The organism is Pandoraea soli (genome assembly GCF_902459595.1).
GTDB lineage: Bacteria > Pseudomonadota > Gammaproteobacteria > Burkholderiales > Burkholderiaceae > Pandoraea > Pandoraea cepalis.
Map to the genome: position 1 here is coordinate 864,283 of NZ_CABPSG010000001.1, position 18,134 is coordinate 882,416.

19 protein-coding genes and 1 tRNA gene are annotated in these 18,134 nt (G+C 58.7%); 8 read left to right on the plus strand and 12 right to left on the minus strand.

What is annotated here, in order from left to right; translation table 11 throughout:
- Window positions 1-60: 60 nt before the first annotated feature.
- Window positions 61-1,290 (minus strand): sensor domain-containing diguanylate cyclase, encoded by a 1,230-nt coding sequence (locus tag PSO31014_RS03705; RefSeq protein ID WP_174976360.1) that lies wholly within the window; start codon window positions 1,288-1,290, stop codon window positions 61-63.
- Between the two features lie 113 nt (window positions 1,291-1,403).
- Complete coding sequence (locus PSO31014_RS03710) at window positions 1,404-1,784, minus strand: phosphonate transporter (protein ID WP_150550334.1); 381 nt, start codon at window positions 1,782-1,784, stop codon at window positions 1,404-1,406.
- A gap of 502 nt (window positions 1,785-2,286) precedes the next feature.
- Here PSO31014_RS03710 and PSO31014_RS03715 point away from each other — a divergent pair.
- On the plus strand, window positions 2,287-2,490 hold the full coding sequence (locus PSO31014_RS03715; RefSeq protein WP_017231945.1) for a cold-shock protein: 204 nt from the start codon (window positions 2,287-2,289) through the stop codon (window positions 2,488-2,490).
- A gap of 202 nt (window positions 2,491-2,692) precedes the next feature.
- Window positions 2,693-2,923 carry a hypothetical protein gene (locus PSO31014_RS03720; RefSeq protein WP_017231944.1) on the plus strand — a complete coding sequence of 77 codons (231 nt, stop codon included), beginning with the start codon at window positions 2,693-2,695 and terminating at the stop codon, window positions 2,921-2,923.
- A gap of 243 nt (window positions 2,924-3,166) precedes the next feature.
- Here PSO31014_RS03720 and PSO31014_RS03725 read toward each other — a convergent pair whose 3' ends face one another.
- A complete protein-coding gene (locus PSO31014_RS03725) occupies window positions 3,167-3,823 on the minus strand; it encodes a helix-turn-helix domain-containing protein (protein ID WP_150550335.1) in 657 nt (218 codons plus the stop codon).
- 281 nt (window positions 3,824-4,104) lie between these two features.
- Here PSO31014_RS03725 and PSO31014_RS03730 point away from each other — a divergent pair, with 281 nt between their 5' ends.
- The 4 genes from PSO31014_RS03730 to PSO31014_RS03745 all read left to right on the plus strand — a co-directional run bounded on the left by PSO31014_RS03730 (window position 4,105) and on the right by PSO31014_RS03745 (window position 7,923).
- Entirely contained in the window at window positions 4,105-5,337 is a 1,233-nt protein-coding gene (locus PSO31014_RS03730; RefSeq protein WP_150550336.1) for an NAD(P)/FAD-dependent oxidoreductase, read from the plus strand.
- 156 nt (window positions 5,338-5,493) lie between these two features.
- Window positions 5,494-6,906 carry a MocR-like pyridoxine biosynthesis transcription factor PdxR gene (gene pdxR, locus PSO31014_RS03735; protein ID WP_150550337.1) on the plus strand — a complete coding sequence of 471 codons (1,413 nt, stop codon included), beginning with the start codon at window positions 5,494-5,496 and terminating at the stop codon, window positions 6,904-6,906.
- A gap of 120 nt (window positions 6,907-7,026) precedes the next feature.
- Window positions 7,027-7,443 carry a cupin domain-containing protein gene (locus tag PSO31014_RS03740; protein WP_150550338.1) on the plus strand — a complete coding sequence of 139 codons (417 nt, stop codon included), beginning with the start codon at window positions 7,027-7,029 and terminating at the stop codon, window positions 7,441-7,443.
- 24 nt (window positions 7,444-7,467) lie between these two features.
- On the plus strand, window positions 7,468-7,923 hold the full coding sequence (locus PSO31014_RS03745) for a carboxymuconolactone decarboxylase family protein (RefSeq protein ID WP_150550339.1): 456 nt from the start codon (window positions 7,468-7,470) through the stop codon (window positions 7,921-7,923).
- 1,098 nt (window positions 7,924-9,021) lie between these two features.
- Here PSO31014_RS03745 and PSO31014_RS03750 read toward each other — a convergent pair.
- The 5 genes from PSO31014_RS03750 to PSO31014_RS22595 form a co-directional block, all read right to left on the minus strand.
- Window positions 9,022-9,219: a hypothetical protein gene (locus tag PSO31014_RS03750; protein WP_150550340.1), complete on the minus strand. Its 198-nt coding sequence runs from the start codon at window positions 9,217-9,219 to the stop codon at window positions 9,022-9,024.
- A gap of 620 nt (window positions 9,220-9,839) precedes the next feature.
- Window positions 9,840-10,052, minus strand: a complete 213-nt coding sequence (locus PSO31014_RS03755; RefSeq protein WP_150550341.1) for a cold-shock protein — start codon at window positions 10,050-10,052, stop codon at window positions 9,840-9,842.
- Between the two features lie 882 nt (window positions 10,053-10,934).
- Window positions 10,935-11,144: a hypothetical protein gene (locus PSO31014_RS03765; protein WP_150550342.1), complete on the minus strand. Its 210-nt coding sequence runs from the start codon at window positions 11,142-11,144 to the stop codon at window positions 10,935-10,937.
- Between the two features lie 180 nt (window positions 11,145-11,324).
- Window positions 11,325-11,510: an integrase core domain-containing protein gene (locus PSO31014_RS22815; protein WP_343039571.1), complete on the minus strand. Its 186-nt coding sequence runs from the start codon at window positions 11,508-11,510 to the stop codon at window positions 11,325-11,327.
- A gap of 21 nt (window positions 11,511-11,531) precedes the next feature.
- Window positions 11,532-11,912 carry a hypothetical protein gene (locus tag PSO31014_RS22595; RefSeq protein WP_246176209.1) on the minus strand — a complete coding sequence of 127 codons (381 nt, stop codon included), beginning with the start codon at window positions 11,910-11,912 and terminating at the stop codon, window positions 11,532-11,534.
- A 287-nt stretch (window positions 11,913-12,199) separates the two neighbouring features.
- Between PSO31014_RS22595 and PSO31014_RS03775 the strand changes: the two genes are divergently transcribed.
- Complete coding sequence (locus PSO31014_RS03775) at window positions 12,200-12,445, plus strand: hypothetical protein (protein WP_150550343.1); 246 nt, start codon at window positions 12,200-12,202, stop codon at window positions 12,443-12,445.
- Between the two features lie 330 nt (window positions 12,446-12,775).
- On the opposite strand, the gene PSO31014_RS03780 is transcribed toward PSO31014_RS03775, so the two are convergent.
- Both PSO31014_RS03780 and rpoD read right to left on the minus strand, forming a co-directional pair.
- Window positions 12,776-12,851: transfer RNA gene (locus PSO31014_RS03780), tRNA-Ile, on the minus strand.
- Between the two features lie 28 nt (window positions 12,852-12,879).
- Window positions 12,880-14,982, minus strand: coding sequence for an RNA polymerase sigma factor RpoD (gene rpoD / locus PSO31014_RS03785; protein ID WP_150550344.1), 2,103 nt, complete (start codon window positions 14,980-14,982; stop codon window positions 12,880-12,882).
- Between rpoD and PSO31014_RS03790 the strand changes: the two genes are divergently transcribed.
- Window positions 14,957-15,559, plus strand: coding sequence for a hypothetical protein (locus tag PSO31014_RS03790; protein ID WP_150550345.1), 603 nt, complete (start codon window positions 14,957-14,959; stop codon window positions 15,557-15,559). The two genes, rpoD and PSO31014_RS03790, sit on opposite strands and share 26 nt — an antisense overlap.
- Window positions 15,560-15,573: 14 nt before the next feature.
- Here the strand turns inward: PSO31014_RS03790 and dnaG are convergent, their stop codons facing one another.
- On the minus strand, window positions 15,574-17,457 hold the full coding sequence (dnaG, locus tag PSO31014_RS03795) for a DNA primase (RefSeq protein WP_150550441.1): 1,884 nt from the start codon (window positions 17,455-17,457) through the stop codon (window positions 15,574-15,576).
- A 67-nt stretch (window positions 17,458-17,524) separates the two neighbouring features.
- Window positions 17,525-17,971 (minus strand): GatB/YqeY domain-containing protein, encoded by a 447-nt coding sequence (locus tag PSO31014_RS03800; protein WP_017231854.1) that lies wholly within the window; start codon window positions 17,969-17,971, stop codon window positions 17,525-17,527.
- Window positions 17,972-18,134 lie beyond the last annotated feature (163 nt).

An 18,134-nucleotide genomic window follows, 5' to 3' on the forward strand; every position in this document is an offset into this window, starting at 1 on the left:
GCATTATCGATTTTGTCATGCTTGTCACTGTTTGTGCCTCGCGATACCTTTGTCTGTTATTCAGCGACGGCCAGCATCGCTTGGCGCGCCATTAGTGTTGGAGGCGCTTTTGCAGAGCGCGTCAGGCGCGCTAACCCGCACGCAGTTTCGCCCGGCACGTTTCGCGTCATACAGGGCACTGTCTGCAGCACTCAGCAAGTCATCAAGCGACGCATCTGACTCACTCAGTGAAGCGACGCCGAGGCTAACGGTTGCCCTGATTGACTGACCGTCAATTTCTATGAGCGCGTGTTCGATCGAAGCGCGCAGCCGTTCTGCGATCTCCGTGGCATCATGCGAAGCGGTCGACGACAGAAGCAGGACGAACTCCTCACCGCCCAGCCTGCCAACAACGTCGGAGGCACGAAGAATGGCCCGGGATTCAAGCACAATCCGTTTCAATACCTCGTCGCCCGCTTTGTGCCCGGCCGTGTCATTGATCTGCTTGAAATGGTCCGCATCGAGCATGACAAGCGATAGCGGACGCTCATACCGCTTTGCACGTGCCAATTCCGCTTCCGCAAGCTCAAAAAAGTACGCCCGATTTGAAGCGCCAGTCAAATGGTCCGTGGTAAGCAAACGCTCCAGGTTGTCGCTCGTCACTTTCCGTTCGGTGGCGTCACGAATCACGACGGAATAGCCGGAAATGTCGCCGGAGTCTTCCCGAAGGACGGAAACAAGAATTTGCCCCCAGAAGCGTCGTCCCGATTTTGTCTCACACCAGCATTCCTCAATGTGCCATCCGTCATCACGCGCAAGCGCCACGTGCTCGGGGAGCCAGCCTTTTTTCCGCTCGCTCGGAGCATAGAAAGTATCCAAGGGCTTCCCGACGATGTCGTCGGCAGAGAAGTCCGCGAGTCGCGCTATCGAAGCGTGCCAGGTTTCAACGCACCCGCGGGCATCGAGTGTGAAAAACGCAAAGTCGTTGACGCTTGTATAGATGCCCGCCAGCCATGCTTCCGTTTGCCGAACTCGCCTTTCGGCGGCGACCTGGCGCGATATATCCGTGAGCACCGTCATCAAGAGGTCTGCATTGACCTTTATGATGGAACAGGAAAGCACGACCGAATTTGCCTTTGTCGGACTGACGAATAGTCGATGATTTTCGCAGACGTTTCCGCGCTCCTGCTCGAAGCTCGAAACGAGATTCCGTAGTTCCGGGGCAACGGCTCCGAGCGCGTCGAAGATGTTCGACATCGCGCTTGCCTTGACCAGCGGCATCAGAAGTTGGGCCGCCATGGGATTCATCATGTCGACGGTCCCAGACGCGTCGCTGCGAACGATTCCCACGGGGGAAAGGTACATGAATGACAACAGCGCCTCATATTCGGAGGCGAGGTCGTCGTGACTAGCGGCCAACCCTGTCAATTTGTCACCTGACGGTCTATGAGAAGAAAGCACGTGGCAACATCCGGTGACTTCAGCAAACGTAGCCTCACGGGTGTTGGCCGCATTCGTAGCGTGAGCACATAGGGAATGATGTCGTCCAAGGTCGCGCAGTCGAGAAACCGTTGCGCGACCATGAAGTTGTTCATGCACGGCGCCACTTCCGCAAATATATGGCGATTCAAAACTCTGGAGGGCGATAGGCCGGCATTCCTCGACTCGCTTGCGTTATACGCCGTTACGTGAAACTCGAATGTGAATCCGATGACTCCATAAGGAAGCTCGTCGAGCTGGCCTGCGTCCAGCGCCACCAGTTGCCTAATGCTGACTCGCTCGAATCCCTTATCGACGTTTTCCATGCGTTAGCCAGCGAAGTGCCGTCTCAATAATAAAACTGCGGTGCAGCGGAATTGCCGGGGACGCGGGCGTGAGACTCACCGCGTGGCAGCCAAGTTCGAAACCTAATTCAACAGACACGATAACGGCTCACCGCGATACAACTTTAGCCTTGCTCAACATGTTCACGGCGTCCGGCCGTACCCAGTGCCACCACACCAAGGTGGCGAAGAACTCCGTCGTTCGGCCCGGATCGCCGCAGGTTTGCACGACGGTTTGCGCTCAGTGAGCCCAGCGTTGCTGCACGAAACCACAGACGCATTGCCCGATATCGAGTCGCCTTAACGATTTACGTTGACAGACCGAGCTTTCCGGTGTTACTGTCTGCTTCGAAATATTCAAGAAGCTCGATTGCTGATCACCATTTTCCGCCTTGTCTGCGCGGTACTCGTTGTCCTCTCCTCTTCCTTGAAGTTTTTGTCGCTCCGCAGTGGAGCTGTATTTTTTTTGTTTCAAGGAATCGATATGGATACCGGTACTGTTAAGTGGTTCAACGATAGCAAGGGCTTTGGCTTCATTACTCCTGACGCTGGCGGCGATGATCTCTTCGCTCACTTCTCGGAAGTTCGCGGCGATGGATTCAAGACGCTCGCAGAGAACCAGAAGGTGAGCTACGAGACGAAGCGTGGCCCGAAGGGCATGCAAGCCTCGAATATCACCCCGCTGTAACGTATTTCAAGGGCCGGTCTTCCGGCCCTTCGCTTGTCTGCCTCACGCGCGCGCTTCCTCGCGCAGCGACGCTCCCCCTCGATCCGATCGCCACGCCTCAACGTGTGCATCGTTTGTCGTTTAGACACAATCCGTCTCTCCCCACTTTCAAATTGTCCTGCTTGTATGGCGCGAATGCCATGTGTGCGCTCGACAATCGCTAATGCAAAATATCGAACATCACCACCAATACAACGGCTACTCAATTTCCCCATCCGCGCACCAACTATCGGACGGCTGGTTTGCTGCCAACCTCGTGCTCGTCAGAGGCGGCCCCCTGGACGCCGATCCGGTTTCGTACAATTTCTACGCGCTCGATTATTTCGACAACGAAACGCAGGCCCTGGGGCACGCCACCACGTGGGCGCGTGACTGGGTCGACAATCGCGGCTAGACGGCATTTCGATGTCGCAGCGGATTGAGTCAAAAAGCAAAAAGCCCTTGACGTCACCGTCGCGGGCTCGTTGACTTCATTTCACCGCCTGGATACCCGACACCGAGTCAAGCGCTCAGAAGTCCCAGATGACCGGCACCCAACGATAGGCATCCACAAAATCGTGGAGATCCACCGGAAAAGGTTCGCCCAATCCGGCCGGTGTGTCCGACGCAACAACGGGTGGCAAGTCCCTGGCGACCCTCATCGCGAGCGCGACATTGGGGGCGGAACATGCATGTCTACGCAGCAGACGATGGCGTCGACGCCAGAATCGTGCTCGCTCAGATAGACGTGCCTCACGCCACTGTCGAAATAAAGACTATCGCCTGGCGCCAGCCGAAATTCGCTGCCATTTTCAAACTGCAGCAACAAACTCCCTGACAAAACGAACACGAACTCTTCGCCCGCGTGGCGAATATAGTCAGCAAAATCTTCCAGCTTGCGCGCGCGAATGTGTGCACGCATCGGCACCATGCGCTTATTGGCAAGGTCGGAGGCGATCATGCCATAGCGATAGTTGGGGGTCTCGTATATCGTCTGCTTTCCCGCTTCAGTGAACGATGGGCTCATCCCTGCGCTGAGTTCGGCGTTGCCATGCCCGAAAATGGCCGAGTAATCCAGGCCGAGTGCACGGGCAAGCGCGCCAAACTTGTCGTAGGTGAGCGCAATGTCGCCGCGCTCCGCCTTTGAGATGGTCGATACAGCGACGCCTGAGCGCTCGCTCAATGTCTTGAGAGTCAGCCCGTTCTCCTTGCGCGCGCTTCGCAGTCGGGCGCCCACCGTTTCATGAGTGACTTGGCCGTCGTCGCGCTTCTGCTTGCCTGACGACGCAGGCTTCTTTGGTGTAGGTGGCGTCATAGGACTTTCACTAAGCATGTACGGTCCAGACAATACGAACCGAACACATGAAACCGATTGCGTTGATTTTTTGGAATTTTCTCGTATACGAGAATTTAAATTCTCATATATGATAACCGGAACAGCCACGGACGCCTTGCGTCTGCGTTGACCGCCGCATCGTCATTCTTCTCCGAGTCCAAAAAATGAACAAAGAAATCACGCGTTTGCATACCAATGTCCGCGTTGCGACGCGACCACGCGGCTAGCCACAGCAATGGGATAACGACAGTGTCTCCATCATGAAATTCGATGTTCTCGTACTCGGCGCCGGGATTGTCGGCGTCTCGACGGCTATCCACTTGCAGAGTCGTGGCCTTTCGACCGCGCTCATTGACCGCGGCACGCCCGGTCGGGAAACGTCATTTGGTAACGCCGGATTGATACAACGTGAAGGCGTGTATCCGTACGCGTTTCCTCGCGACATCGGAACGCTGCTTCACTATGCGCGGAATCAATCGACGGATGTGCGCTATCACCCGTCGGCGCTGCCGAGCATCGCCCCATTTCTCGTACGGTATTGGCATCACTCCGCGCCGCAACGTCATGCCCGCATCGCCCGTCAATACAGCACACTGATCGAGCATTGCTTGACCGAGCACCAGGCACTCATCAATCGTGCGGGTGCGGATGATCTGCTACGCGACGGCGGGTGGCTAAAGGTCTTCCATCGGCGTGATGCGTTCGACGCGGCGCTTCTCGATACCGAGCGCTGGCAACGCGAGTACGGTGTGCCCTTCGAGCGTCTCGATGCAGCGCAACTTCAGCGGGATGAGCCGTCGCTCTCGGCAACGCTCATCGGCGCCATTCGCCATACGGCTTCGAGTTCGATTCGCGATCCCGGCGAATTGGTTGCCCGCTACGCGCAGTACTTCACATCGATAGGTGGGCAGATCTTGCGCGGCGATGCGACCACGTTGAATCCCCATTGGCGCGTGCAGACCCTCGAGGGGGAAATCGAAGGTCGGCACGCCGTCGTGGCAATGGGGCCTTGGTCCGACACCATTACGCGTGCGCTGGGTTACCGGCTGCCGCTGGCGGTCAAGCGCGGCTATCACCGGCACTTTCTGCCCGACACAGGCGCACAACTGAATCAACCGGTATTGGATGCCGAGAGCGGCTTTTTGCTGGCACCGATGAATCAGGGAATTCGTCTGACAACGGGCGTCGAGCTTGCGCTGCGCGACGCACCTCGGACGCCGGTGCAGCTAGCAGCCGTTGAACCTCTGGCGAGACGGCTGTTCCCGCTGGGAAAGCCGGTCGAATCCGAGCCATGGATGGGGTGTCGACCTTGCACGCCCGATATGCTGCCGATCATCGGCCCGGCCCCCGGGCATCGGGATCTTTGGTTCGCATTCGGTCACGCGCATCACGGTCTGACGCTCGGCCCCGTGACCGGGCGCCTGATTGCCGAGATGCTCACTGGCGCGCCGACGTTGGTCGACCCCGCGCCGTTTCGTGCCGACCGTTTCTGACTCGGTATCGCTTCGCTGCCCCACTCAAGATGTACCGCACCTCGGCGGCACATTTGGCGCCGGAACTGACTGGCGGCGTTACACCGAGAAAGTTACGCGCCCCATGGTTCAGGGAAAAGGTCCATTCTCGACAAATCCCAATGTACTATCGCGTTCATGGCAGCCCCCCTTTCCATCGGCCTCGATCGCACCGCACGTGTCTCGCTGTCGGCGCAAATTTACAGCTCGATTCGAAATGCGATCGAGTCGGGCCAGCTTGCTGCGGGCGCGCGGCTGCCCTCGTGGTCGGATTTGGCCGCGCAGCTAGGTGTGTCCCGGGGTACCGTGCGTGCCGCCTACGAACGTCTGATCGATGAGCAGTTCGCGATCGGCCTTGGCGCCGCCGGCACCCGGATCGCCGCCCGGCCCTTGCCAACGACGACCGTATGGTCGCCGGAGGCGCCGCCGCTGCCGGATTTGTTCAACGACTTCAGCACGGTGCCGTTGGCGTTTCAGATGGGGGTGCCCTCTCAAGACGCCTTTCCGTTCAAGCTCTGGTCACGCATTCAGGGGCGCGCGGCGCGCAGAGCGGCAGCGGCGCCTGTCGGATACCCCGATCCCCGCGGCGATCCAGATTTGCGACAGGAGATCGCGGCGTATCTTGGCGTCGCTCGCGCGCTTCGATGCAGTCCCTCCCAGGTCTTCGTCACGGCAGGTTTCTCCGGCGCGCTCAATCTGGCGATTCGCGGCCTGCGCGTGGAAGGCAGACAAGCCTGGATGGAAGAGCCTGGCTTTCCGCTCACGCGTACGGCGCTTGGGCTGGCCGGCATGACGGTGGCAGGTGTACCGGTAGACGCGGACGGGCTCGATATAGAGGCTGGCATGCGAATCGCGCCCAGCGCCGCCCTCGCAGTGGTAACACCCGGCCAGCAGGCACCGCTCGGGATGACGATGTCGCTCCCTCGACGGATTTCACTGCTCGCCTGGGCCAAACAACACGAAGCCTGGATCATCGAGGACGATTATCTCGGCGAGTTGCAGCTGAAAGGGCGGGCCGCACCGGCCCTGGCCTCGCTCGATCAGGACGGCCGAATTCTACACATTGGGACCTTCAGCAAGACAATCAGCCCGGCGCTGCGCTTGGGATTTCTCGTTGTCCCGCCGGACCTGGCACGCCGCTTCGGCGATATCACGGCATGTCTTGCGCCCGCCCCGGCGGCATCCGTGCAGCACGCCGTCACCGAGTTCATGCACGATGGACACTATCTTCGCCATCTGCGGCGCATGAAGCGTCTTTACACTGCCCGTCAAGACGCCCTGGTTCGCTGTCTGAAGCAGTTGGCCTCGGATTCAATCAAAGTGCAGGCCTCCGCCGGCATGACCGTCGTGGTCGCGCTTCCACAATCCGTATCGGATATCGATATCGCTTTGCGGGCGCGAGCTTTCGGGCTCGCCCCGGTTCCTCTCTCACCCTGGTACACAGGCAATCCGGGGCAGCAGGGGCTGCTGCTCGGCGTGACGAATCTGCAAGACAGAACGCTGACGGCCAACTGCTCACGCCTGCTGGAGCTCGTTCTCGGGCACCACTGACGGACCGGCGGCACACGCTCCGTCATCGCTTCTTGGTACATCCAAAATGTTCATTCCTGGTGCTTTCGCGTGCCCGCGTGTCACACGACAATGCAGGAACACAAACGGAGCCCGACATCCATGAACATTCGATCCATCGTAGGAGCCGCCTGCACAGCCGTGGCTCTCGGCATCGCCGTATCGGCCGCAGCGCATGGCGCGGCTGAGACCGTCACACCGAACTTTCGGCACGCCATTCCCAACATTCCGGGTAAATCATTGACCGCCGTCGTCGTCGATTACGCACCGGGTGCAGCGTCGCCCGCGCACAGGCATGCGGGCTCCGCTTTTATTTACGCCTACGTCTTATCGGGCGAGATCGAGTCGCAGGTCGATGACGGTCCGAAGCGCGTCTATAAGGCCGGCGAGAGCTTCTTTGAAGCGCCCGGCGCGGTCCATCGCATTAGCCGCAACGCTAGCGAAACAAGGCAAGCCAAGTTGCTGGCCGTGTTTGTCGCGGACAGCAACGACAAAGCCTTGACCACCCCCATCAAGTAAATCACCACATCAAGGAGTTACCCCATGAGCAAGCGCCTCGACTACATCCAGATTGCGCCCGCGGGCGTCAAAGCCCTTGGCGGCGTCTACGGCTACGTCATGCAGAGCGACCTGTCGCCGGTGCTCGTCGACCTGGTCTACTTGCGCGTCTCGCAGATCAACAACTGTGCCTATTGCCTGGACATGCATACACGCGACCTGCTGAAAAAAGGCGTAGCGGTCGAAAAGCTGGCGCTCGTGCAGGCATGGAGGGAAGCGGGGCGTCTGTTCGACGACCGCGAGCGTGCTGCACTCGCGTGGGCCGAATCGGTCACGCTGATTGCGCAGACCGGTGTGCCGGACACGACCTACGACGCTGCCCGCGCAGTGTTCAATGAACGCGAGCTGGTTGACCTGACCATCGCCATCAGCCTGATGAACACCTATAACCGTATGGCGATCAGCTTCCGGAACACGCCTCAGGCCGTCACGGCGCAGTGAAGCGCCGACACGCTCGCCGCATCGAAAAAACGAAGACACGCAGACAATAAGCCCTGCAAAAACCGTTGATTTCAAAACAAAAAGCCCCTGACGTCACCGTCAGGGGCTTATCTACTTCTTTGGTAGGCCGTGCTGGGTTCGAACCAGCGGCCAAGGGATTATGAGTTTTCAGCTAACTGCGGATGCCCAGGAAAATTAAAGGAAGGCGACCGTAAGCAGAAACATCGAAAAGTATTTACGCGACAATAGGTTAGCGAAATTTTTAAAGGTTTGGCGAACTTTATGGGTGTACCGGGACTGTACCGAATTTAATCATTGTCGCAGCAGATCCGAGCGTCGACCCCGGCAGCCGTTGATGCATTTCTAGTCACCGCGATGAGACTTGTTTCGCCCATTGAACGGTGCATGCCGAGAACCGGAAAAATCAAGACTATCGACATCACGCAACTTGGCCTCCAGGCGCTCCCTTACGTAACGGCGCCGCCGCCCATGAGTCGCCAGTTTCACCGGCGTCTGGAATAAACGCTCATCAACTGATACGCCAGTTTTGCGCTTCGCCCCATGCACGTCACTGCATTAACTTCAACCAATCCGCCCCCATGATTCCCGGCACGATTCACTAACAAATCCGCCGGCCGATCATGCATTTCCCTGTGGCTATGCACGACTCTATTGCCATTTCTCTGTCGCTAAAGCGAACGCCGCCCTCTGGCCTAAATGCTTGAAAATCGTCATAATTCGCATCATGCTCGCGAAATAAGCCAACGTACGCATATGTCGCAACCTCAATATCGTCAAGACGTTTATTTAGATTAATCCATATCTCGAAACCATTAAAACTTTTCTCGACTATTTCCCACATTGCCGCACCTCCAACAATCCCCTCTAATAGCCAACGGGATCAGGAAAATAATTCTCTCGTTGAGAGAGTTCTAAGGGATGAAGAAGTCGAGACTTACGAATAGCCAATTAACGGAAACTCCATTTCTGCGGCACTCAGACAATTGCTTTGTTTTTATGCCACGCGTGGGATGAAAATCCCGGCCGAGTCATGCGCGTCTCCCGAGTGACACACTCCCCGCATTTTTATGCTATTGCTTACCACGCTGGCCGGGCGGTGTATGCGTGGCGGAAATACGAGCGGCCAAACTGGGTTGGCTCAAAGCACTTGCCAACGCGATGTATCAACTCGCGAGCAAGTAAAGCGTTGATGACTGCGTCAGATGGTTGATCAGGGCTTTTTTCAGCGATGCGCTGAAGTGCTGCGGTAATGGCCTGTACTGAAAGGGCGAGCATTTTTTGCTCCTGTAAGAATTTTAAGGCCCCAATGGCTCCGCGTTTCGATCGAGACCGCTCAGTTGGCCGGTTTGCGATCATCAGTGGTGCGTTGGCAGATCCACCGGCCAACGCGGCCGTGCTGAGCCAACGTCGTTGCCACGCTCCTTTGGCCCAATCCAATTGCGTAAGCAATGGATACGACGGAGAGGAATTTTGCTGTATCCGCTGGCGTATATGACGAATACAAAAACCAATTTGGAGGTGCAAACATTTCGGTCATACCTCAGTTGTGCGTCTACGGACGATGCCATCTGACAACGAGCCCCCAGACTTATCGCGCGCGCGATTCGCGACGCCGATCGAATCAAAGAGTCTGCGCTCGAGTCGAACGACCTTCGGTTCCAATGGAGACGCGGGATCGCTCGCAGCGACATTAGTGATCTGGACTGAAACTGCGAGCAACCGATCATGCTTTCGTCCCGCGCGGGCTGCGTCTGGGCCGCGAAACACAAAAGCTTCTAAACAAAAGCTTTCGTAGCACGAAGTGACGTGAGCCATATTTCCTCCGGCTCGGCGACCAGCGTCACGTCACCGTGCATGCGGGCACAGTGACGCGGGGGAGCGGTAACGGGTACTAATCACGCGGACTTGACATTTGAGGCCTGCAAGCCTTTTGGCCCGCGCACGATGTCGAAAGCGACGTGCTGATTTTCTTGGAGGGTGCGGAACTCGGTGCGCCCATGGGGCTGCATTTCCGAGAAGTGGGCGAATAAATCGTCGCCCCCCTCATCCGGCTTGATGAAACGAAAGCCGTTTCTGTCGTTGAACCACTTAACAATTCCGGTGCTCATGTGAACTCCTCATTTTCCCGGCATGTTGCCATCGCGAAAGGCTTGACTGGGCACCAGTGACAGACAAACAAGAATTTCAGGGATCGGAATTATTTCGCAAAAATCGACGCGATCAACTCTAGTCGATGAAAATCGAACTTGATGTTCCGTATACGACTTATACACGGGTCATATACCCAACACAACGTATTTTGTGTAAGGGCTTATTCCCGGCGTCCGCCCGAAGATCGGGATGATTACGGAGCGCTGTTCGTCAGCGGCATGACTTTCGATTCGATGTCGCTTGAAACCAATAGCGATAGTCCATAGGCGTGAATTTGGCGGCGTGGCACCGCTGAATTCCGAGTTCCCCACACGCACGTCGCGCAAGGCGAGAGAGCTAAGGGGGTATCATCGATTCGAGGCGCGCTGCTCAAGAGATGGTTACGCGGACTTTTCGCATGCTGCCCCCTCTTTGAAGTCGGAGGAAATGATGGAAAGGATGATTGAGTATCGTGGCTTCGAAATCCAAATTGAGCTGAAGTCGACCACAGAGGACATGTTCGACGTATGGTTTCGTGTAGATGGTCCAATAAAGCCAGTAGGTGTCATGGCTTTAGGCGCGCGGATAAAGATTCGCAATGGACCGTTTTCACGTCGATGGGCGTATCTGATCGCTGAAATTTCCGGTCAGGCCGCGATAGACGTCATTCTAGGCCCTCCAGAGTAGGCGCGGTCCGAATTGATATGGCGTCACGCGGGTATTCCTTAGGTCCGACTGCCCTGGAGAGGCGTAGTCTGATCTGACCGTTCGTCAATCCCCCCCGGCGAAACGGATTCGAGCGTTTGCATATCGGCGGGCTTCGTTTGACCATGCTGAGCATGGCCTGGTGGGCGGATTCATCAAAACAAGCGGAGACCGATATGGCAAGATGCGCCGCGTGCGAGCAACTCGCGCACACAATGCCCAACGGAGAGGCGCACCAGGATCTCGTGCAGACTGGCACCGCTCGAAGGAAGTATTTTGCGCATGCAGTTGGAAATCTCGTGTTCTACCGCTGTTATGCCTGCGAGCAGCAGTGGGAGCACGAGTCCGGCAAAAGCGATCTCCATGTCGGCTGGTCGCTTGTGACGAAGTAGTCTGGCAAAAGTTATCGCTTCGCTCGTTGAACTCCTAGGCGTAGTGTAATGACCCAGCGTAATCAGCTCAGGTTAAGCGGCTAAGACAACTGCCTCAGCCGGGGCGTTCATTCCAAGCGCCTGACGTGGGCACCGGTGGTTGCAAAAGCATATTCAGTCACTGATCACGCGAGCAGCATGCTGGATCGTGTCGAAGCATTGCCGATGCACACATTGCTCTTTCAAGGTGCGAATCGCGCGCTCAACCATGCCATTCCGCTGCGGGCAGTATGGCGTGATGGACGCTTGGTGCAATCCGCAGCTGCGCACCAATGCGGTGTAGCTTCGCAAAGTAAACACCAAGCCCTTGTCCGAGCGCAGTCAAAACGGAGTGGGCATGCGACCAAGCGTCCCGAAGCGAGCGATCAGGGCGTATTCCAGGGCGCAGCTGGCAGTGCAAGCTTTGCCACTTCGCGACAGGTGCCAGCCCTGTAGCTCGCGCGTGTGGCCGTCGATCACCAGCGTCAGCGCCGCCCAGCCATCTCGCCCCGACCACACGCGGCACAAATCCGTTGACGAACGCTCATTGACCATCGTCGCCACCGATGGCAGGACCTGGATCCTAGGTCTGAAGCCGATTGGCCGCTTGCGAACCTGCCAGCCAATCAACTGGAACATCCGCTGCACGGTGCCCCACAGAATCTCGTTCGCTACTTTGGCAGTATCCGGTGGTGCTTGCTCCATCACTTTCTGCTTCAGCATAATTCTGTGCCCGCCCGGGTATTCCTTAGTATTTCGGCTAGCTGGTGCGCGTAGACTGTCCTGACCGTGACGCAATGTCGTGCCCCCCGCTCCACGGGTTCATAACCCATCCATCGTGATGGGCTTTTTTCATCTTGGTCGGGTGGATGTTCAGCCTTTAGCGTCGCGGAGCGACCCGCAGTCGCCCAAAATGATCTTGCTCGGTCTCGTGCTGCCACGGGCTTACCAGTGTCTGTGCCCGCGCACTCGACGTGCAGTTTGAGCATGTGCGACGATACGAGCGCTTGGTGCGTAATGCCACCAGCCATAATGGTTGCGGCCTGCGCATCGACAGGTTCGCCGACCGAATTCCCAGAATCGCGCTGCGGATGCGCCACGACGATGGCATGGTGATCAGTGGTCGTCCGGCTGAACGCCTCATCAACGACGGCGCTTGGTCGCCTGTTGTTCCCGCCATAGTGCTTGGCAAGAAAGTCCGACACCAGCACATGCTTTGCAGTGCTGGCCACGGCGGTGCCGAGCGGCTTGTCTAGCCCCGCCGCTTGGGCGGTCCGCGCCGTATTCAGTCTATACCGGCGTCGCGGAGGAACGTGCGAAGTAGCGGCCCTTGCCCGCGGCGCATCGTGTGCGTTATCGCGCATCTGCCGCCCAGGATCGTTGCATCGACATGCGGCGAATTCAGTGAGAATAGGCGTCGCAACTGCATATAAGCTGTTCGCCATTGTCGAGATCTTGACCATGCGCCGTTACACTGCAATGAACCGCACCGGGAATGAACTGACGCCCAGAGAAGAATATCTACGCAAATCATTGATTTCAAAAAAAAGCCCCCGACGTCACCGTCAGGGGCTTATCTACTTCTTTGGTAGGCCGTGCTGGGTTCGAACCAGCGACCAAGGGATTATGAGTCCCCTGCTCTAACCACTGAGCTAACGGCCCTCAACTACTGGCGCTCGCTCAGCCGCAATCAATTGCCTTCGAGGAACGACTTGAGCTTGTCGGAACGGCTCGGGTGACGCAGCTTGCGCAGCGCCTTGGCTTCGATCTGACGAATACGCTCACGCGTCACGTCAAATTGTTTGCCCACTTCCTCGAGCGTATGGTCCGTGCTCATCTCAATGCCAAAACGCATGCGCAACACCTTGGCCTCGCGCGGCGTCAGCGAATCAAGCACGTCCTTCACGACGTCGCGCATACTACCATGCAACGCGGCGTCCGCAGGGGCTACCGTGCCCGTATCTTCGATGAAATCGCCCAGATGCGAATCGTCGTCGTCACCGATCGGCGTTTCCATGGAGATCGGCTCCTTCGCGATCTTCATGATCTTGCGGATCTTGTCCTCCGGCATCTCCATCTTCTCGGCCAGCGTCGCCGGATCCGGCTCGACACCGGTCTCCTGCAAAATCTGACGCGAAATCCGGTTCATCTTGTTGATCGTCTCGATCATGTGCACCGGAATACGGATGGTACGTGCCTGGTCCGCGATCGAACGCGTAATGGCCTGACGAATCCACCACGTCGCATACGTCGAGAATTTGTAACCACGACGGTATTCGAACTTGTCCACCGCCTTCATCAGGCCGATGTTGCCTTCCTGAATCAGATCCAGGAACTGCAGGCCACGGTTCGTGTACTTCTTCGCAATCGAAATCACCAGACGCAAGTTCGCTTCGGTCATCTCGCGCTTGGCCTTGCGTGCACGGCGCTCGCCTTCCGACATCTTGCGATTGACGTCCTTCAACTCGGTAAGCGGCAACACCACGCGCGCCTGCAAGTCGATCAGCTTCTGCTGCAATTCACGCACCGCCGGGACGTTACGCTCAACCACCGAGCTGTACGCCTTGTTGTCCGCCACGACCGTGTAGATCCAGTCGAGATTGGTTTCGTTGCCCGGGAAACGCGACACGAAATCCGCACGCGGCATGCCGCACTTGTCGACCACGATATTCAGGATCGCGCGCTCGATGTTGCGCACTTCATCGACTTGCGAACGCAACGTGTCGCACAGACGCTCAACCGTGCGCGCCGTGAAACGGATCGTCATCAGTTCCGCCTGGATCGACTCGCCCGCCTTTACGTACGACTTCGACTGGTAGCCTTCCTTTTCGAACGCACGACGCATCTTGCCAAACCAGTCGGCGATCTCGGCGAACTTGGCCAACGCGTCACGCTTGAGCTGCTCGACCTGCGCGGCCGAAGCCCCGCCGCCGCTGCTGTCGTCGTCCTCGTCAGCCGCCTCTTCCGCTTCTTCCTCTTCCGCTTCCGCATCGGCGTCGAAGTCTTCGTCTTCGGCAGCAGCTGCAGCCGCCGCCGCAACCGCTTCGGCATTCGGATCGATCAGGCCGTCGACCACCTCGTCGATGCGCATTTCTTCACGCTCGACCTTCTCGGCCATCGCCAGAATTTCGGCAATCGTCGTCGGGCACGCGGAAATCGCCTGCACCATGTGCTTCAGGCCTTCCTCGATCCGTTTGGCGATCTCGATTTCGCCCTCGCGCGTCAGCAACTCGACCGTGCCCATCTCGCGCATGTACATACGCACCGGATCGGTCGTGCGGCCAAACTCGGAGTCGACCGTCGACAGGGCCGCTTCCGCTTGCTCCTCGACTTCGTCGTCCGTTGCGGCGTTCGGCGCATTGTCGTTGAGCAACAGCGTTTCGGCATCGGGTGCCTGCTCATACACGGCAACGCCCATGTCGTTAAACGTAGCGATCACGCCTTCCAGCGCGTCGCCCTCCACCACGTCGTCGGGCAGGTGGTCGTTGATCTCAGCAAAGGTCAGGAAGCCTCGTTCCTTACCCAGCTTGATCAGTGTCCGCAGCTTGCCGCGACGTTCCTCAAGTTCCTCGGCCGTTCCGGGCTGGTGCGAGGAAAATGCGTCCTTGAGCAGTGCTTTCTCTTTTGCCCGGCGATCACGCGCCTTCTGCTTTTCCACTTTGGTCTGATCTTCGTTCACGGGTTGATCACTAGTATCCGCTGCGACGCTCTGCGCCACCGGGGCGGCGGTCTTCGCGGCCTTGCCGCGCGTCCGGGGGACGGGCGGCTTGCTTGCTGCCGACACGACCTCCACAGCCTCGGGTTTGCTGGAAGCCCCGGTCTTGCTTGGGGCTTGCGTCGCAGGTTTACTGCGGCCCGCCAAGGTCGATGCCTTAGCGGTAGTTGCGCTCTTGGCGCTTTTTTCAGCGGGTTGTCGGGCCTGCGGTTTCCCGCCGGCCGTCGCCTTCACGGTCGTTGCCGCCTTCGTCGCCCTGACGGGCGGCTCGGACTTCACCGTCGGCCTGGCTGCCTTCGCAGCCCCCACCGTAGCGGCGGTCGCACTCTTGCGCTTGGTGACATCGGTCACCTTCGCAGCCGTCTTGCCGGTCGTCTTCGATGCGCCGGCGGCTGCCTTTACTTGCGTGGTACGTTTCGCCGAACTTGCCTGGCTGGCCGTTTTCTTCGTGGCTCGACCCACCGCATCGGCTTTCACGGCAACGCCAGCTTTTGCAGAACGAGACGCCCCCCTCCCACCGGATGCCGCCGCCGCGCTGGTCGCGCGCTTTGCCTTCGGTGCAGGGATAACCGTCTTTTTTCCGCTGGTCGTTGTCATCTTTGCCATAGCGATCTCGCTTGCCAGAAAACAGCCCACTGAAAACCTTCCATTGTAGCACGCGGGCTTACCTCAACTTCGCGTGCCTCCTGTGCCGGCCGGAGCCAGCAGCCGCTTCAATTCGTCGCGTTGCCGCGACAGCGCTTGAGCGTGGCGCAATTCATCGGACGTCAGCGACGTCCGCTTGAAAATCGTCTCCAAGGCGTCGCACAGACCGTCGTACTGCAAGCGCCGAATCGCGCTTCTCAGTTCCGCCAACCGCAGTGCGATCTGCTCTTCTCGACGCTCGACCTGGGTCTCATCCTCCGGGTCGAACAACAACAGGTCGCGGGCATTCTCTTCGAACGAGAGAATTTCGCGAAGGATGTCGTCGAAACTCGCCCAGTTCGGCGACACCCGCAGCCGATCCGACATGAAACGGAAGTCGGCCTGCGCCCCCATTTCGCGGCAATGCGCCAGCACTTCCGAGAAAATCTCGGCGTGATGGGGCCCTTCCTGCAAAATCTTGGCTTCTTCTTCGGTTAATTCATTCCCTAGTGCCGGAAACATGAGCAGGTTCTGCAGCGCCCGATGCTCGGTTCCCACTACGCGGCGCTTCTCGCGCTTGGCCGGCGCCTTATTCCATGTGTTCTGACGGCGTGCCGCGCCGATCGACAACTCGCACAACCCGGCCACTTCTTCGACCGAACTTTCCACCCGCTCAGCCAGTGCATGCAGGATCTGCCCTCGCAACGCGTTTGCCGGCATCTGCTGCAACAACGGCTTCGCCTCGAACAGCGCACGCGCCCGCCCTTCGGGCTGATGCATCTCCTTACCTGCCGTCACTTCTCCGATCAGGAACTGCGACAGCGGCATGGCGCGCGATACCTCATCGGCAAACGCGTCAGCGCCGTGCTCGCGCACATAGCTGTCCGGATCGTGCTCGCTCGGCAAGAACAGGAACCTGAAGCTCCGGTTGTCGTCGGCATGCGGCAAACACGCCTCGAGCGCTCGGCGGGCCGCCCGTCGGCCTGCCGCGTCGCCGTCAAAACTGAACACCACCGTCTCGGTCTGGCGCAACAGCTTCTGCACGTGCATCGGCGTGCAGGCAGTGCCCAACGTGGCCACCGCCTGCGGGAAGCCGAGTTGCGCCAACGCCACCACGTCCATATACCCTTCGACGACGAGCACATAGCCCGCGTCGCGAATTCCCGTGCGCGCCTCGAACAGCCCATACAGCTCGCTGCCCTTGCTGAACAGCGGCGTCTCGGGCGAATTCAGATACTTGGGCTCGCCCTTGTCCAGCACACGCCCGCCGAACGCGATCACCTGCCCTTTCGTGTTTCGGATCGGGAACATGATCCGGTCGCGAAAACGGTCATAACGACGCTTCGTGCTGCCCGCCTCGCCCTTCTCGCTCTCGATGACGAGACCCGCGTCGAGCAACTGATCGTCGCGATAGTCCTGGAACGCGGCGTCGAGGTTCTGCCAGCCATCGGGGGCGTAGCCGAGTCCAAAATGCGCGGCGATTTCGCCCGTCAATCCTCGTCGCTTCAAATATTCGATGGCGGTCGGCGCACTACGCAATTGCTTGCGGTAGTAGTCGCAGGCACGCGTCATGACGTCGACCAGGCCGAGGGTTTGCGCACGCTGCGCGACAGGTGCCGGCGCGCCCGGCAACGGCGCCTCACGCGGCACATCCAGCCCAACGTTACGGGCCAAGTCCTCGACAGCTTCGACAAATCCGAGTCCGGCATGCTCCATCAGGAAGCTGATCGCGCTGCCGTGCGCGCCACACCCGAAGCAGTGATAGAACTGCTTGGTGGGACTTACGGTAAATGAGGGCGACTTCTCGTTATGAAAGGGGCACAGCCCCATGAAGTTCGCCCCGCCTTTCTTCAACTGCACGTAGCGGCCCACCACCTCGACGATATCGACGCGGTTGAGCAAGTCCTGCAGGAACGACTGGGGGATCACTGGATCGATACCATCGTGGCACGGCACCGTGCCGTCGCTTGCGACGGCAACTCACCGCACCACTCAATTACGCAGCCAACGCCGCCTTCACCTGCGCGGACACGGCCGTCATGTCGGCACGGCCGGCCAACTGGCCCTTGAGCACGCCCATCACCTTGCCCATGTCCTGCGGACCCGCGGCGCCCGTTTGCGCCACGGCTGCCTTGACCGCCTGCTCGACCTCGTCAGCCGAGAGTTGCTGGGGCATATAGACCATGAGCACGTCGAGTTCGGCGGCCTCCTTGTCGGCCAGATCGGTGCGACCGGCCGCCTGGAACTGGCTGATGGAATCCTTGCGTTGTTTGATCAGCTTGTCGACGACGGCCACGATCGCCGTGTCATCGAGAGTGATGCGCTCGTCGACTTCCCTTTGTTTGATTGCCGCGAGCAGCAGCCGGATGGTCCCCAGTCGTTCCGCGGCCTTGGCACGCATGGCCGTCTTCATATCTTCGGTAATGCGTTCTTTCAGACTCATGAGCAGGGGTTCCGGATTTCGAATACGTTTCAGTGTAGTGCATGCCGCCCCAAAGGAAAGGACGACCGCCGTCAGGCACTTGCCGCAAGCGACCGCAGCCGATGGCTCGGCGTTGGGGCGAGCGAGAGTAGAAAGCACAAAAACCCGCTTGAGCAGACGATCA